The organism is Streptomyces sp. NBC_00669, from assembly GCF_036226785.1.
GTDB lineage: Bacteria > Actinomycetota > Actinomycetes > Streptomycetales > Streptomycetaceae > Actinacidiphila.
Genome location: NZ_CP109018.1, coordinates 3,801,773 through 3,818,301, shown reverse-complemented (window position 1 = coordinate 3,818,301; position 16,529 = coordinate 3,801,773). Strand labels below are relative to the sequence as shown.

Annotated in this window: 14 protein-coding genes; all 14 read left to right on the top strand. The window is 70.1% G+C overall.

The genetic code is table 11. The features are described 5' to 3' along the window. Nucleotides 1-314 precede the first annotated feature (314 nt). The gene (locus OG896_RS15665) at nt 315-674 is read left to right on the top strand and encodes an NADH-quinone oxidoreductase subunit A (protein WP_103887024.1); all 360 of its coding nucleotides are present in this window, start codon (nt 315-317) and stop codon (nt 672-674) included. Between the two features lie 61 nt (nt 675-735). Beyond that, nucleotides 736-1,290, top strand: a complete 555-nt coding sequence (locus tag OG896_RS15660) for a NuoB/complex I 20 kDa subunit family protein (protein ID WP_093785987.1) — start codon at nt 736-738, stop codon at nt 1,288-1,290. Then, entirely contained in the window at nt 1,287-2,024 is a 738-nt protein-coding gene (locus tag OG896_RS15655; protein WP_328467829.1) for an NADH-quinone oxidoreductase subunit C, read from the top strand. The genes OG896_RS15660 and OG896_RS15655 overlap by 4 nt, the downstream gene beginning before the upstream one ends. Then, the gene (locus tag OG896_RS15650; protein ID WP_328467831.1) at nt 2,021-3,358 is read left to right on the top strand and encodes an NADH-quinone oxidoreductase subunit D; all 1,338 of its coding nucleotides are present in this window, start codon (nt 2,021-2,023) and stop codon (nt 3,356-3,358) included. The genes OG896_RS15655 and OG896_RS15650 overlap by 4 nt, the downstream gene beginning before the upstream one ends. Further along, entirely contained in the window at nt 3,355-4,263 is a 909-nt protein-coding gene (gene nuoE, locus OG896_RS15645; protein WP_329365955.1) for an NADH-quinone oxidoreductase subunit NuoE, read from the top strand. Before OG896_RS15650 ends, nuoE begins: the two co-directional genes overlap by 4 nt. Next, nucleotides 4,263-5,597 carry an NADH-quinone oxidoreductase subunit NuoF gene (nuoF, locus tag OG896_RS15640; RefSeq protein WP_329365953.1) on the top strand — a complete coding sequence of 445 codons (1,335 nt, stop codon included), beginning with the start codon at nt 4,263-4,265 and terminating at the stop codon, nt 5,595-5,597. The genes nuoE and nuoF overlap by 1 nt, the downstream gene beginning before the upstream one ends. Continuing rightward, on the top strand, nt 5,594-8,092 hold the full coding sequence (locus OG896_RS15635; protein ID WP_329365951.1) for an NADH-quinone oxidoreductase subunit G: 2,499 nt from the start codon (nt 5,594-5,596) through the stop codon (nt 8,090-8,092). Before nuoF ends, OG896_RS15635 begins: the two co-directional genes overlap by 4 nt. Beyond that, complete coding sequence (gene nuoH, locus OG896_RS15630) at nt 8,089-9,513, top strand: NADH-quinone oxidoreductase subunit NuoH (RefSeq protein ID WP_328467839.1); 1,425 nt, start codon at nt 8,089-8,091, stop codon at nt 9,511-9,513. Before OG896_RS15635 ends, nuoH begins: the two co-directional genes overlap by 4 nt. Next, the gene (gene nuoI / locus OG896_RS15625) at nt 9,506-10,165 is read left to right on the top strand and encodes an NADH-quinone oxidoreductase subunit NuoI (RefSeq protein WP_328467841.1); all 660 of its coding nucleotides are present in this window, start codon (nt 9,506-9,508) and stop codon (nt 10,163-10,165) included. Before nuoH ends, nuoI begins: the two co-directional genes overlap by 8 nt. Next, entirely contained in the window at nt 10,162-11,049 is an 888-nt protein-coding gene (locus tag OG896_RS15620) for an NADH-quinone oxidoreductase subunit J (protein WP_328467843.1), read from the top strand. The genes nuoI and OG896_RS15620 overlap by 4 nt, the downstream gene beginning before the upstream one ends. Next, nucleotides 11,046-11,345 (top strand): NADH-quinone oxidoreductase subunit NuoK, encoded by a 300-nt coding sequence (gene nuoK / locus OG896_RS15615; RefSeq protein ID WP_103887016.1) that lies wholly within the window; start codon nt 11,046-11,048, stop codon nt 11,343-11,345. Before OG896_RS15620 ends, nuoK begins: the two co-directional genes overlap by 4 nt. Nucleotides 11,346-11,358: 13 nt before the next feature. Then, complete coding sequence (gene nuoL / locus OG896_RS15610) at nt 11,359-13,263, top strand: NADH-quinone oxidoreductase subunit L (protein WP_328467847.1); 1,905 nt, start codon at nt 11,359-11,361, stop codon at nt 13,261-13,263. A gap of 6 nt (nt 13,264-13,269) precedes the next feature. Beyond that, a complete protein-coding gene (locus OG896_RS15605; RefSeq protein WP_329365948.1) occupies nt 13,270-14,865 on the top strand; it encodes an NADH-quinone oxidoreductase subunit M in 1,596 nt (531 codons plus the stop codon). After that, nucleotides 14,862-16,523 carry an NADH-quinone oxidoreductase subunit NuoN gene (nuoN, locus tag OG896_RS15600; protein WP_402447050.1) on the top strand — a complete coding sequence of 554 codons (1,662 nt, stop codon included), beginning with the start codon at nt 14,862-14,864 and terminating at the stop codon, nt 16,521-16,523. Before OG896_RS15605 ends, nuoN begins: the two co-directional genes overlap by 4 nt. The last annotated feature ends 6 nt before the right edge of the window (nt 16,524-16,529 follow it).

The following is a 16,529-nucleotide window of genomic DNA, read 5'->3' as shown; positions in this document are numbered from 1 at the left end:
GGCTGTCTGATAGTGGATGCGCCGCGCTGACCAGCGAGAACGCCCATGAATGTGACGTGAAGTGATCGTTTGGGTGCCATCCGCCGCAAGATCACCGCTCATCCGACTTCATGATCGTTGGTCAGGTGGTGGAGATCACAAAGCTCGTGCTGACCCCCGTGTCGCAGATCACAGACCGGGAGGCATAGGATGCAGGCGGCTTGGGCTTGTGAACTGCCTCACATAGGCGCGATCTTCGCGGTTTTGTGGCGTGGCGCACCGCCCCGGTCACGGTCCGTACATCAGTCACAGTCGACTGGAAGGAGCGGGGGACGGTGAACGCCTACGCGCCCATCCTCGTGCTGGGCGGCCTCGCGGCCGGCTTCGCGATCTTCTCCGTTTTCATGGCCTCGATCATCGGGCCGAAACGGTACAACCGGGCCAAGTTGGAAGCGTATGAGTGCGGCATCGAGCCGACTCCGCAGCCGGCCGGTGGTGGCCGCTTCCCGATCAAGTACTACCTGACGGCGATGCTCTTCATCGTCTTCGACATCGAAATCGTCTTCCTCTATCCGTGGGCGGTCACCTTCGACCGGCTGGGGATGTTCGGGCTCGTCGAGATGCTCCTCTTCGTGCTCACCGTCTTCGTCGCCTACGCCTACGTGTGGAGGCGCGGCGGCCTGGAGTGGGACTAGGGCCTGACGAGTTCCGGCAACTGACGGCGACCAGGGGACCGAGGAGACCAGGAGCCAACCCATGGGTATCGAAGAGAAACTGCCGAGCGGATTCCTGCTGACGACGGTGGAGACCGCGGCGGGCTGGGTGCGTAAGGCGTCGGTCTTCCCGGCCACCTTCGGCCTCGCCTGCTGCGCCATCGAGATGATGACCACCGGTGCCGGGCGGTACGACATGGCCCGGTTCGGCATGGAGGTCTTCCGCGGATCGCCGCGGCAGGCCGACCTGATGATCGTGGCCGGCCGGGTCAGCCAGAAGATGGCCCCGGTGCTGCGCCAGGTCTACGACCAGATGCCGAACCCCAAGTGGGTGATCTCGATGGGCGTGTGCGCCTCCAGCGGCGGCATGTTCAACAACTACGCGATCGTGCAGGGCGTCGACCACGTGGTGCCGGTCGACATCTACCTGCCCGGCTGCCCGCCCCGCCCCGAGATGCTCCTCGACGCGATCCTCAAGCTGCACGAGAAGATCCAGCACGGCAAGCTCGGCGTGAACCGCGAGGCCGCCGCCCGCGAGGCGGAGGAGGCGGCGCGCAAGGCGCTCCCCACGATCGAGATGAAGGGGCTCCTGCGATGACCGCCACCCCCAACCCGCCCCAACTGCCGGAGGAGCCCGCCGAGGGCGGGGTGCCCGCGCAGCGCCACGACGCCGGCGAGGTGATCGGCGTCCGCAAGGGGATGTTCGGCGCCAACAACGGCGGCGACACCACCGGTTACGGCGGCCTGGTCCGTACCGTGCGGCTGCCCGGCGCGACCAACCGGCCCTACGGCGACCCCTTCGACGAGATCGCCGACGAGCTGGAGGGCGCCCTGGAGGAGCAGGGGCTGCCGCCGGCCGAGGCGATCGAGAAGACCGTCGTCGACCGCGGCGAACTGACCTTCCACATCGCCCGCGAGCACCTGGTCCGGGTCGCCCGCACGCTGCGCGACGACCCCGCCCTGCGGTTCGAGCTGTGCACCGGCGTCAGCGGCGTGCACTACCCCGGCGACACCGGGCGCGAGCTGCACGCGGTCTACCACCTGCGCTCGCTCACCCACGGCCGGCTGATCCGGATCGAGACCAGCGCGCCCGACGCCGACCCGCACGTCCCCTCGCTGGTCCCGGTCTACCCGACCAACGACTGGCACGAGCGCGAGACCTACGACTTCTTCGGCATCGTCTTCGACGGCCACCCCGCGCTCACCCGGATCATGATGCCGGACGACTGGCCCGGCCACCCGCAGCGCAAGGACTACCCGCTCGGCGGCATCCCCGTCGAGTACAAGGGTGCCCAGATCCCGGCTCCCGACCAGCGGAGGTCGTACTCATGAGTTATGGATACACCGCCCCCCAACAAGCCGAGGAGCGGGAGACCACCGAGGGCCGGGTGTTCACCGTCACCGGTGGGGACTGGGACGAGCTCGCCGAGACCGTGGGCAAGGCCGACGACGAGCGGATCATCGTCAACATGGGCCCGCAGCACCCGTCCACCCACGGCGTGCTCCGGCTGATCCTGGAGATCGACGGCGAGACGGTCACCGAGGCCCGCTCCGGCATCGGCTACCTGCACACCGGCATCGAGAAGAACATGGAGTTCCGGACGTGGACCCAGGGGTCCACCTTCGTGACGCGCATGGACTACCTCACGCCGCTGTTCAACGAGACCGCCTACTGCCTCGCGGTGGAGAAGCTGCTCGGCATCACCGACCAGATCCCGGACCGGGCCAGCGTCATCCGGGTGCTGATGATGGAGCTCAACCGGATCGCCTCCCACCTGGTCTGCATCGCCACCGGCGGCATGGAGCTGGGCGCGACCACCATCATGATCTACGGCTTCCGCGACCGCGAGTACATCCTCGACATCTTCGAGCTGGTCACCGGGCTGCGGATGAACCACGCGTACGTCCGCCCCGGCGGCCTCGCCCAGGACCTGCCGCCCGGCGCGGTCGACCAGATCCGCGAGTTCGTGAAGAAGTTCCGGAAGAACCTGCCGGAGTACGACAAGCTCGCCACCGGCAACCCGATCTTCAAGGGCCGGATGCAGGACGTCGGCTACCTGGACCTGACCGGCTGCATGGCGCTCGGCGCCACCGGCCCGATCCTGCGCGCCGCCGGCCTGCCGCACGACCTGCGCAAGGCCGACCCGTACTGCGGCTACGAGAACTACGACTTCGAGGTGCCGACCACCGACACCTGCGACTCCTACGGCCGCTTCCGGGTCCGCCTGGAGGAGATGCACCAGAGCCTGCGGATCGTCGAGCAGTGCCTGGACCGGCTCGCCCCCGGGCCGGTGATGGTCGAGGACAAGAAGATCGCCTGGCCCGCGCAACTCGCGCTCGGCCCGGACGGCATGGGCAACTCCCTGGACCACATCAAGAAGATCATGGGCACCTCCATGGAGGCCCTGATCCACCACTTCAAGCTGGTCACCGAGGGCTTCCGGGTACCGCCCGGACAGGCGTACGCCGCCGTCGAGTCGGCCAAGGGCGAGCTGGGCGTGCACGTCGTCAGCGACGGCGGCACCCGCCCGTACCGGGTGCACTTCCGCGACCCGTCCTTCACCAACCTGCAGTCCATGGCCGCGATGTGCGAGGGCGGCCAGGTGGCCGACGTCATCGTGGCGGTGGCGTCCATCGACCCCGTGATGGGAGGTGTCGACCGATGACCGAGCTCTCACAGGGCAGCGGCTCCCCCGGTGTGTCCCTGGGCATCCCCGAAATGCCCGCCCCCGACTACCCGGCCGACGTCCGGGCCCGGCTGGAGACCGACGCCAAGGAGGTGATCGCCCGCTACCCCGGCTCGCGCAGCGCGCTGCTGCCGCTGCTGCACCTGGTGCAGTCCGAGGAGGGGTACGTCACCCGCACCGGCATCCGGTTCTGCGCCGAGCAACTGGGCCTCACCACCGCCGAGGTCACCGCGGTCGCCACCTTCTACACGATGTACCGGCGCAAGCCGTCCGGCGAGTACCAGGTCGGCGTCTGCACCAACACGCTGTGCGCGGTGATGGGCGGCGACGCGATCTTCGAGGAGCTGAAGGAGCACCTCGGGGTCGGCAACGACGAGACCACCGAGGACGGCAAGGTCACCCTCGAACACATCGAGTGCAACGCGGCCTGCGACTTCGCGCCCGTGGTGATGGTCAACTGGGAGTTCTTCGACGACCAGACCCCCGAGTCGGCCAAGCGGCTCGTCGACGACCTGATCGCCGGCCGCGAGGTCCGCCCGACCCGCGGCGCCCCGCTGTGCACCTACCGGCAGACCGCCCGCATCCTGGCCGGCTTCCCCGACGAGCGCGAGGGCGCCGTCGAGGCGACCGGCGGCGCCGGCCCCGCCTCGCTGGCGGGCCTGCGGCTGCACCGCGGCGAGCTGCCCGCGCCGAAGGTGGTCGGCCAGCGCGACGCCTCGCCGAGCGGCGAAGCCGGGACGTACGACACCGCCACCTCGCCGTCGCCCGCGCAGCACCCCAGCTCGCACGACGCGCCCGCGCAGACCGCCGAGTCCGACCCGGCCCACCCCGCGGACCCGGTGGCCGAGCACGTGGACCACGCCACCGAGGAGGAGGGCGAGTGATGACCGTCGAACCGGCCGAGAAACTGCTCGCGCCCGTACTGTCGGCGTTCTGGGACGACCCGCGGTCGTGGACGCTGGAGACCTACCGCAGGCACGACGGGTACGAAGCGCTCACCAAGGCGCTCGCGATGGCCCCGGACGACCTGATCGCCTACGTCAAGGACTCCGGCCTGCGCGGCCGCGGCGGCGCGGGCTTCCCCACCGGCATGAAGTGGCAGTTCATCCCGCAGGGCGACGGCAAGCCGCACTACCTCGTGGTCAACGCCGACGAGTCCGAGCCGGGCACCTGCAAGGACATCCCGCTGCTCTTCGCCAACCCGCACTCCCTGATCGAGGGCATCGTGATCGCGTGCTACGCGATCCGCTCGCACCACGCCTTCATCTACCTGCGCGGCGAGGTCGTCCCGGTGCTGCGCCGGCTGCACGAGGCGGTGCGCGAGGCGTACGCCGCCGGCTACCTCGGCAAGAACATCAAGGGCACCGGCTTCGACCTCGAACTCACCGTGCACGCGGGCGCCGGCGCCTACATCTGCGGCGAGGAGACCGCGCTGCTGGACTCCCTGGAGGGCCGCCGCGGCCAGCCCCGGCTCCGCCCGCCGTTCCCCGCCGTGGAGGGCCTGTACGCCTGCCCCACCGTGGTGAACAACGTGGAGTCGATCGCCTCGGTTCCCGCGATCATCCAGCGCGGCAAGGAGTGGTTCAAGTCGATGGGCAGCGAGAAGTCCCCGGGCTTCACGCTGTACTCGCTCTCCGGCCACGTCGCCCGCCCCGGCCAGTACGAAGGCCCGCTCGGCATCACGCTGCGCCAGCTGCTCGACATGGGCGGCGGGATGCGCCCCGGCCACCGGCTGAAGTTCTGGACCCCCGGCGGCTCCTCGACCCCGATGTTCACCGACGAGCACCTCGACGTGCCGCTGGACTACGAGGGCGTCGGCGCGGCCGGCTCCATGCTCGGCACCAAGGCCCTGCAGTGCTTCGACGAGACGACCTGCGTGGTGCGGGCCGTCACCCGCTGGACCGAGTTCTACGCCCACGAGTCGTGCGGCAAGTGCACGCCGTGCCGTGAAGGCACCTACTGGCTGGTCCAGTTGCTGCGGGACATCGAGGCCGGGAAGGGCCGGCCGGAAGACCTCGACAAGCTCCAGGACATCGCCGACAACATCAACGGCAAGTCCTTCTGTGCCCTGGGCGACGGCGCCGCCGCCCCGATCTTCTCCTCGCTGAAGTACTTCCGCTCGGAGTACGAGGAGCACATCGAGCAGAAGGGCTGCCCCTTCGACCCGGCCCGCTCCACCGCCTGGGCCGACAAGTCCCGTACGGAGGCCCACGCGTGACCATCACTACGAACGCACCCTCCGGTGGGCAGCCGGCGCCGCCCCCTGAAGACCTGATCTCGGTCACCATCGACGGCATCCCGATCTCGGTGGCCAAGGGCACCCTGGTGATCCGCGCCGCCGAGCAACTGGGCATCGAGATCCCCCGGTTCTGCGACCACCCGCTGCTCGACCCGGCCGGCGCCTGCCGCCAGTGCATCGTGGAGATCGAGGGCCAGCGCAAGCCGGTCGCGTCCTGCACCATCACCTGCACCGACGGCATGGTGATCACCACCCAGCTCACCTCGCCGGTCGCCGAGAAGGCGCAGCGCGGGGTGATGGAGCTGCTGCTGATCAACCACCCGCTGGACTGCCCGGTCTGCGACAAGGGCGGCGAGTGCCCGCTGCAGAACCAGGCGATGTCGGTCGGCGACCCCGACTCCCGCTTCGAGGGCCGCAAGCGCACCTTCGAGAAGCCGGTGCCGATCTCCGCGCAGGTGCTGCTGGACCGCGAGCGGTGCGTGCTGTGCGCGCGCTGCACCCGGTTCAGCCAGCAGATCGCCGGCGACCCGATGATCGAACTGCTCGAACGCGGCGCGCTCCAGCAGGTCGGCATCGGCGAGGGCGACCCGTTCGAGTCGTACTTCTCCGGCAACACCATCCAGATCTGCCCGGTCGGCGCGCTCACCTCCGCCGCCTACCGGTTCCGCTCCCGCCCCTTCGACCTGGTCTCCTCGCCGTCGGTGTGCGAGCACTGCGCCGGCGGCTGCGCCACCCGTACCGACCACCGCCGCGGCAAGGTCATGCGGCGGATGGCCGCCAACGACCCGGAGGTCAACGAGGAGTGGCTGTGCGACAAGGGCCGGTTCGGCTTCCGCTACGCGCAGCGGCCCGAGCGCCTCACCCACCCGCTGGTGCGCGGCGCCGACGGTGAACTCGCCCCCGCCAGCTGGCCGGAGGCGCTGGCCGCCGCGGCGGCGGGACTGACCGCGGCGCACGGCCGGGCCGCGGTGCTGGCCGGCGGCCGGCTCACCGTCGAGGACTCCTACGCGTACGGCAAGTTCGCCCGGGTCGCGCTCGGCACCAACGACGTGGACTTCCGGGCCCGCGCGCACTCCGCCGAGGAGGCCGACTTCCTCGCCGCCCACGTAGCGGGACACGGAGTCGACCTGGACGGCAGCGGGGTGACCAACCGGGCGCTGGAGCAGGCGCCGACCGTGCTGCTGGCCGGACTCGAGGCCGAGGAGGAGGCCCCGGGGGTCTTCCTGCGGTTGCGCAAGGCGCACCGCAAGAGCAAGCAGCAGGCGTACGCCCTGGCCACCTACACCTCGCGCGGCCTGGAGAAGGCCGGCGGCATCCTGCTGCCGGCCGCGCCCGGCACCGAACCGGAGTGGCTGGACGCGCTGGCCGGCGGGGTGGGCCTGGACGAGGCGGGTCGGCTGGCCGCGGAGGCACTGCGCAAGCCCGGCGCGGTGATCCTGGTCGGCGAGCGGCTGGCCGCGGTGCCCGGCGGGTTGACCGCCGTGCTGCGGCTGGCCACCGCGACCGGCGCCCGGACGGCGTGGATTCCGCGCCGGGCCGGCGAGCGCGGCGCTGTCGAGGCGGGGGTGCTGCCCGGGCTGCTGCCCGGCGGGCGCCCGGTCACCGACCCGCGCGGCCGGGACGAGGTCGCCCGGGTGTGGGGCCTGCCGGCCCTGCCGACCCGGTTCGGCCGCGACACCGGGCAGATCGTGGAGGCCGCGGCGGACGGCGAGCTGGCCGCGCTGGTGGTCGGCGGCGTCGAGGTCGCGGACCTGCCGGACCCGGCCCGGGCCCGGATCGCCTTCGGCAACGTCGGGTTCCTGGTCAGCCTGGAGCAGCGGCCGAGCGAGGCCACCGAGCGCGCCGACGTGGTGCTGCCGGTCGCCGCGGTCGTGGAGAAGTCCGGCACCTTCCTCAACTGGGAGGGCCGGGCCCGGATGTTCGAGGCCGCGATCAAGCCCGACCAGGCCACCACCCGGCACCAGCTCCCGGACGCCCGGGTGCTGACGATGCTCGCCGACGCGATGGACGTCGCACTCGGCCTGTCCGACGTGCGGGCCGCGCGCCGCGAACTCGACCGGCTAGTGGGGGCTCCCACGCCGCAGGCAGGGGGATGGTCCGGCACCCACGCGACCGCGCCCGCCGAGACGTCCGTGCCGCTGCCCAGGCCCGGTTCGGGCCAGGCGGTGCTCGCCGGGCACCGGCTGCTGCTCGACCAGGGCCGGCTGCAGGACGGCGACGACGCGCTGGCCGCCACCCGGCACGCGGCCGTCGCCCGGCTGTCGGCCGCGACCGCCGCGGAGGTCGGGGTGGGCGACGGCGAGATCCTCACCGTGGCCGGCCCGGACGGCACCGTGGCGCTGCCGCTGGCCGTCACCCCGATGCCGGACCGGGTGGTCTGGGTGCCGCTCAACTCCGTTGGCCACGGCGTCACTTCGGACACCGGTGCCCGCCCCGGGCAGGTCGTCTCGCTCAGCGCGGAGGTCCAGTCATGACCGCCCTGTCCACCGGCGGGAGCCAACTCGCCGCCACCACCACGGAGAACCTGTCGTTCTTCGGCACCGACCCGTGGTGGCTGATCGTCATCAAGGCGGTGTTCTGCTTCGCGTTCGCGATGCTGACCGTGCTCTTCTCCATCGTGTGGGAGCGCAAGGTCGTCGCCTGGATGCAGTTGCGGATCGGCCCGAACCGGCACGGCCCCTGGGGCATGCTCCAGTCGCTCGCCGACGGCATCAAGCTGATGCTGAAGGAGGACCTCACCGTCAAGCGCGCGGACAAGGTGGTCTTCATCCTCGCGCCGATCGTGGCCGCGATCCCCGCGTTCATGTCGTTCGCGGTGATCCCCTTCGGCCCGGCCGACAACGAGGTGTCCATCTTCGGCCACCGCACCGCGATGCAGCTCACCGACCTGCCGATCGGCATCCTCTACATCCTGGCCACGGCGTCGGTCGGCATCTACGGCATCGTGCTCGCCGGCTGGTCGTCCGGCTCGACGTACCCGCTGCTGGGCGGCCTGCGCGCCTCCGCGCAGATGATCTCCTACGAGATCGCGATGGGCCTGTCCTTCGCGGCGGTCTTCCTCTACTCCGGCTCGATGTCCACCTCGACCATCGTCGAGGCGCAGCACGGCCGCTGGTACATCATCCTGCTGCCGGTCTCCTTCCTGGTGTACATCTGCACGATGATCGGCGAGACCAACCGGGCGCCGTTCGACATGCCGGAGTCCGAGGGCGACCTGGTCGGCGGCTTCAACACCGAGTACAGCTCGATCAAGTTCGCGCTGTTCATGCTCGCCGAGTACGTCAACATGGTGACGGTCTCCGCGGTCGCCACCACCCTCTTCCTCGGCGGCTGGCGGGCACCCTGGCCGATCACCACCTTCTGGGACGGCGCCAACCACGGCTGGTGGCCGCTGCTCTGGTTCGTGATCAAGGTCCAGCTGCTGCTCTTCTTCTTCATCTGGCTGCGCGGCACCCTGCCCCGGGTCCGCTACGACCAGCTGATGAAGCTCGGCTGGAAGGTGCTCATCCCGGTCTCGATGGTCTGGCTGATGCTGGTCGCCGCCGTGAAGGCGATGCGCAACGAGAACTACGACTTCACGAAGATCGTGCTGTACATCGGTGGCGCGGTCGTCGCGCTGCTGCTGATCTCGCTGGTCATCGACGTCTTCCGGGACCGCGAGGAGAAACGGAAGGAAGCCGCGGGCGGCGGCGCACTGGCCCCGCAGGAGCGGTTCGACCCGATGGCGGGCGGCTATCCGGTGCCCCCGCTGCCGGGCCAGCAGCCCGAGCGGGTGCCACGGCGGCCCAGCCGTGCACAGGCCCAACTCGTAGGCGCACCAGGTGCGTCCGGCGTGTCCGGCTCGCCCGGACAGGACGCCGCGCAGACGGAGAACACGGAGGACGGCGATGCCTGAGTTCCTGGACCCGGTCGCGGGCTTCGGCGTGACCTTCAAGGCCATGTTCAAGAAGCGGCTGACCGAGCAGTACCCCGAGTACAAGAAGCCGACCGCGCCGCGTTTCCACGGCCGCCACCAGCTCAACCGGCACCCGGACGGGCTGGAGAAGTGCATCGGCTGCGAGCTGTGCGCCTGGGCCTGCCCGGCCGACGCGATCTACGTGGAGGGCGCGGACAACACCGAGGAGGAGCGCTACTCCCCGGGTGAGCGCTACGGCCGCGTCTACCAGATCAACTACGCCCGCTGCATCCTGTGCGGGCTGTGCATCGAGGCGTGCCCGACCCGCGCGCTGACCATGACCAACGAGTACGAACTCGCCGACCGCACCCGCGAGTCGCTGATCTTCACCAAGGAGCAGCTGCTCGCCGGCCTGGAGGAGGGCATGGTCGAGTCGCCGCACTCGATCTTCCCCGGCATGGACGAGGGCGACTACTACCGCGGCCAGGTCACCGAGGCCGCGCCCGGCACCGTACGGCAGGTCGCCGTCTCCAAGGGCGAGAAGGCGGACGAGTCGGTGCCGGTGGAGAACCCGTACACCGGTGAGCCGGAGGCGGCGGAGACCGTCGCCCCCGGCGGCGCCGCCCCGGCCGGGACGGGGGAGGAAGCATGACCGGCTCGATGCAGTCGCTGCAACTCGCCGCCGGCTACCAGACCTCCACCGGCGAGGCCGTGCAGTTCTGGGTGCTGGGCACCGTCGCCGTGATCGGCGCGCTGGGCACCGTGCTGATGAAGAAGTCGGTGCACAGCGCGCTGTCGCTGGCCGGCACCATGATCGTCCTCGCGGTCTTCTACCTCGCCCAGGGCGCGTACTTCCTCGGCGTGGTGCAGATCGTCGTCTACACCGGCGCGATCATGATGCTCTTCCTCTTCGTCGTCATGCTGGTCGGCATCACCGCAGCCGACTCGCTCAAGGAGACGCTGAAGGGCCAGCGGTGGATGGCCGCGGTGTGCGGCCTCGGCTTCGGCATCCTGCTGATCGCCGGCATCGCCAACGCCTCCCTGGACACCTTCGCCGGCACCGGCGGGGCCAACGCGGCGGACGGCGGCAACGTCCAGGGCCTGGCCCACCTGGTCTTCACCAAGTACGTGTGGGCGTTCGAGATCACCGGCGCGCTGCTGATCACCGCCGCGATCGGCGCGATGGTGCTCACCCACCGCGAGCGGACCGAGGAGCGGCGCACCCAGCGCGAGCTGGCCGAGGCCCGGGTCCGCGAGGGCAAGCAGGTCACCCCGCTGCCGGCGCCCGGCACCTACGCCCGGCACAACGCGGTGGACGTCCCGGCGCTGCTGCCCGACGGCTCGGTCTCCGAACTGTCGGTCAGTTCCACGCTGCGCGAGCGCGGCCAGATCCGCGACGTGTCGCGGGACGCGATGCGGCGGCTGGCCGAACTGGACCAGCGCTCCGACGAGTGGCTGGAACGCGCTCCGGAACAGCCCGAGTTGGAGCAAGACGGCGAGCGGGCCCCGGCCTCCGCCGAGGAGGGTGCGAAGTGAACCCGGCGAACTACCTCTATCTCGCGGCGCTGTTGTTCACCATCGGCGCGGCGGGAGTGCTGATCCGGCGCAACGCGATCGTCGTGTTCATGTGCGTGGAGCTGATGTTGAACGCCTGCAACCTGGCGTTCGTCACCTTCTCCCGGCTGCACGGCAACCTCGACGGGCAGGTCATCGCGTTCTTCACGATGGTCGTGGCCGCCGCCGAAGTCGTGGTGGGCCTGGCGATCATCGTGTCGATCTACCGAACCCGCCACTCGGCCTCGGTCGACGACGCGAACCTGATGAAGCTGTAAGGGGCTGCGAGACGTGGAAACCCTGATCGGACTGCTCGTCGCGGCACCGCTGCTGGGCGCGGGCATCCTGCTCACCGGCGGCCGCCGGCTGGACCGCACCGGCCACCTGCTGGGCACGCTGCTCGCGCTGCTGTCGTTCGTGCTCGGCGTGGTGCTCTTCGTCAACATGCTCGGCAAGCACGCCGACGCCCGCGCCCTGCACTCGCACCTGTTCACCTGGGTGCCGGTGGAGGGCTTCCAGGCGCAGGTCGGCTTCCAACTCGACCAGCTGTCGATGACGTTCGTGCTGCTGATCACCGGTGTGGGCACGCTGATCCACATCTACTCGATCGGCTACATGGAGCACGACGAGCGCCGCCGCCGCTTCTTCGGCTACCTCAACCTCTTCCTCGCGGCGATGCTGCTGCTGGTGCTCGCCGACAACTACCTTCTGCTGTACGCGGGTTGGGAGGGCGTCGGGTTGGCGTCCTACCTGCTGATCGGCTTCTGGCAGCACAAGCCGAGCGCGGCGACCGCGGCGAAGAAGGCGTTCCTGGTCAACCGGGTCGGCGACATGGGCCTGTCCATCGGCATCATGCTGATGTTCACCACCTTCGGCTCGTTCGCGTTCTCCAACGTGCTGCCGAGGGCGGCGGGCGCCTCCGCCACCCAGCACGCCACGATCACCGGCATCGGCTTCATGCTGCTCCTCGCCGCCTGCGGCAAGTCGGCCCAGGTGCCGCTGCAGTCCTGGCTCGGCGACGCGATGGAGGGCCCGACCCCGGTCTCGGCCCTGATCCACGCCGCGACCATGGTGACCGCGGGCGTCTACCTGATCGTCCGCTCCGGCGCGATCTTCAACGCGGCGCCGGACGCGCAGACCGCGGTGGTCACCGTCGGCGCGGTCACGCTGCTCTTCGGTGCGATCGTCGGTTGCGCCAAGGACGACATCAAGAAGGCGCTGGCCGGCTCCACGATGTCGCAGATCGGCTACATGATCATGGCGGCCGGGCTCGGCCCGATCGGCTACGTCTTCGCGATCATGCACCTGGTCACGCACGGCTTCTTCAAGGCCGGGCTGTTCCTCGGCGCCGGCTCGGTGATGCACGGCATGAACGACGAGGTGGACATGCGCCGCTACGGCGGCCTGCGCAAGTTCATGCCGATCACCTTCGTCACCTTCGGCCTGGGCTACCTCGCGATCATCGGCTTCCCCGGGCTGTCCGGCTTCTTCTCCAAGGACAAGATCATCGAGGCGGCCTACGCCAAGGGCGGCACCGAGGGCTGGATTCTCGGCAGCGCGGCCCTGCTGGGCGCCGCGATCACCGCGTTCTACATGACGCGGGTGATGCTGATGACGTTCTTCGGCGAGAAGCGCTGGGTCCCGGACGCGGAAGGCCACGAGCCGCACCCGCACGAGTCGCCGAAGTCGATGACCGTCCCGATGATCATCCTGTCGATCGGCTCGGTCTTCGCCGGCGGCCTGTTCAGCATCAACTCGGCGTTCGTGAAGTGGCTGGAGCCCGTCACCGGGCACAGCGAGGGCAACTCGCCCCTCAGTACCGGCACGCTGACCGCCGCCACCCTGGTCTGCCTGGTGGTCGGCGTCGGCATCGCCTGGCTGATGTACGGGCGCCGGTCGGTGCCCGCGACCGCGCCGCGCGGCAGCCTGGTCACCCGGGCGGCCCGCCGCGACCTGCTCCAGGACGACTTCAACCACGTGGTGCTGGTCCGCGGCGGCGAGCACCTGACCCGCTCGCTGGTCTACCTCGACCACTCCCTGGTCGACGGCGTCGTCAACGGCACCGCCGCCTCCGTCGGCGGCCTGTCCGGACGGCTCCGCCGGCTCCAGAACGGCTACGTCAGGTCGTACGCCGTCTCCATGCTCGGCGGTACCGCGGTGGTGGTCGCCGCGACCCTTCTCATGAGGGCGGTCTGATAGCTCATGTCGTTTCCTCTGCTGACCACCACTGCGGTACTGCCCGCGGTCGGCGCCATCGCCACCGCGGCCGTGCCCGCCGCGCGGAGGGTCGCCGCCAAGTACACGGCGCTGGCCTTCTCGCTCGGCACGCTGGTGCTGGCGATCATCGCGATGGTGCGCTTCGACCCGCACGGCGACCGCTACCAGCTCACCGAGTCGCACACCTGGGTGAAGAGCTTCGGGCTCCACTACGACCTGGGCGTGGACGGCATCGCGGTCGTCATGGTGGCGCTGACCGCGCTGCTGATCCCGTTCGTGATGCTCGCCGGCTGGCATGACGCCGACCCGCTCGAAGGGCCCGACCCCAACCGGCGCTGGCGGCCCACCCAGGGCTTCTTCGCGCTGATCCTGCTGGTCGAGGCGATGGTGGTGCTCTCCTTCGAGGCCACCGACGTCTTCCTCTTCTACATCTTCTTCGAAGCCATGCTGATCCCGATGTACTTCCTCATCGGCGGCTTCGGCGACCGCGCGCACGCGGCAGGCGAGGAGGAGGCGGCCCGCCAGCGCTCGTACGCGGCGGTGAAGTTCCTGCTCTACAACCTGGTCGGCGGGCTGATCATGCTGGCCGCGATCATCGGCCTGTACGCCGCCACCGCGCAGCAACTGGGCACCGGGACCTTCTCGTTGCAGGAGATCCTCTCCGCCCGCGCCTCCGGGCACCTGCACCTGGCCACCTCCACCGAGCGGTGGCTCTTCCTCGGCTTCTTCTTCGCCTTCGCGGTGAAGGCGCCGCTGTGGCCGCTGCACACCTGGCTGCCGAACGCGATGGGCGAGGCCACCGCGCCGGTGGCGGTCCTGATCACCGCGGTGGTCGACAAGGTCGGCACCTTCGCGATGCTCCGCTTCTGCCTCCAGCTCTTCCCGGAGGCGTCCAAGTGGGCGACGCCGGTGATCCTGGTGCTCGCGGTGATCAGCATCATCTACGGCGCCCTGCTCGCGGTCGGCCAGCGCGACATCAAGCGGCTGATCGCGTACGCGTCCGTCTCGCACTTCGGCTTCATCATCCTGGGCATCTTCGCGATGACCAGCCAGGGCCAGTCCGGCGCGACGCTCTACATGGTCAACCACGGCATCTCCACCGCCGCGTTGATGCTGGTCGCCGGGTTCCTGATCACCCGGCGCGGGTCGCGGATCATCTCCGACTTCGGCGGGGTGCAGAAGGTCGCGCCGGTGCTCGCCGGCACCTTCATGATCGGCGGTCTGGCCACGCTGTCGCTACCAGGGCTCGCGCCGTTCGTCAGCGAGTTCCTGGTGCTGGTCGGCACGTTCAGCCGCTACCCGGTGCTCGGCATCATCGCCACCCTGGGCATCGTGCTCGCCGCGCTGTACGTGCTGGTGCTCTACCAGCGGACCATGACCGGCCCGGTGAAGGCCGGCATCGAGGGCATGGCCGACCTCAAGGCGCGTGAAGTGCTGGTGGTCGCCCCGCTGATCGCCCTGCTGCTCTTCCTCGGCGTGTACCCGAAGCCGGTGGCGGACATCGTCAACCCGTCGGTCAAGCACACGCTCTCCGACGTGCACAAGACCGACCCCAAGCCCGCGCTGGAGGCGAAGAAGTGAGCGCCGCACTGCATACGGGACCCGCCGTCCACACCCTGTGGACGAGCGCCGCGTCCACCACGGACCGCTTCCCCACCCCGCACATCGAGTACGCGCAGCTCTCACCGGTGCTGATCGTCTTCGGTGTGGCGATGGTGGGGGTGCTCGCCGAGGCGTTCGTGCCCCGCAGGTCCCGCTACACCGCGCAGGTGGTGCTGGCCGTGGTCGGCCTGGCCGCCGCGTTCGCCGCCGTGGTGGCGCTCGCCGAGAAGGGCTACGGCACCACCAAGGCACACATCGCGGCCATGGGCGCGGTCGCCGTGGACGGCCCGGCGCTCTTCCTCCAGGGCACCATCCTGCTGGTCGCGCTGGTCGCGGTCTTCACCTTCGCCGAGCGCCGGCTCGACCCGAAGGCGCACGGCAACCACGTCGACTCCTTCGCCGCTCAGGGCTCCGCGGTGCCCGGCGGCGACCAGGAGAAGGCCGCGGTACGGGCCGGGTTCACCACCACCGAGGTCTTCCCGCTGCTGCTCTTCGCGGTCGGCGGGATGCTGGTCTTCCCGGCCGCGAACGACCTGCTGACGCTCTTCGTCGCCCTTGAGGTCTTCTCGCTGCCGCTGTACATCCTGTGCGCGCTGGCCCGCCGCAACCGGCTGCTGTCGCAGGAAGCCGCCGTCAAGTACTTCCTGCTCGGCGCCTTCTCGTCGGCCTTCCTGCTCTTCGGTATCGCCCTGCTGTACGGCTACGCCGGCACCGTGTCGTACTCCGGGATCTCCTCGGTGATCGACGGCACCGCCAAGATCACCCCGGCGCTCGCCGACACCACCGGGAACGACGCGCTGCTGCTGATCGGGCTGGCGATGGTCACGGTCGGGCTGCTCTTCAAGGTCGGCGCGGTGCCCTTCCACATGTGGACGCCGGACGTCTACCAGGGCGCGCCCACCCCGGTCACCGGGTTCATGGCCGCGGCCACGAAGGTCGCCGCCTTCGGCGCCCTGCTGCGGCTGCTGTACGTGGTGCTGCCCGGGATGCGCTGGGACTGGCGGCCGGTGATGTGGGGCGTGGCGATCGCCACGATGATCGCCGGTGCGGTGATCGCGGTCACCCAGACCGACGTGAAGCGGCTGCTCGCCTACTCCTCGGTCGCGCACGCCGGGTTCATCCTCGCCGGCGTGATCGCCACCGACAAGTCCGGTGTGTCCTCGGTGCTCTTCTACCTCGCCGCGTACTCCTTCGTGACCCTCGGCGCGTTCGCGGTGGTCACCCTGGTGCGCGACGCGAGCGGCGAGGCCACCCACCTGTCCCGCTGGGCGGGGCTGGGCCGGCGCTCGCCCCTGGTCGCCGCGGTCTTCGCGGTCTTCCTGCTCGCCTTCGCCGGCATTCCGCTGACGTCCGGCTTCGCCGGGAAGTTCGCGGTCTTCAAGGCGGCGGCGCAGGGCGGCGCGATGCCCCTGGTGATCGTGGGTGTGATCTCCTCGGCGATCGCGGCGTTCTTCTACATCCGCGTCATCGTGCTGATGTTCTTCAGCGAGCCGAAGCCCGACGGCCCCTCGGTCGCCGTCCCCTCCCCGCTGACCTCCACCGCGATCGCGGTCGGCGTCGCGGTCACCCTCGTCCTGGGCCTGGCCCCCCAGTACTTCCTCGACCTGGCGGACAAGGCGGGCGTGTTCGTGCGGTAGTTCCCC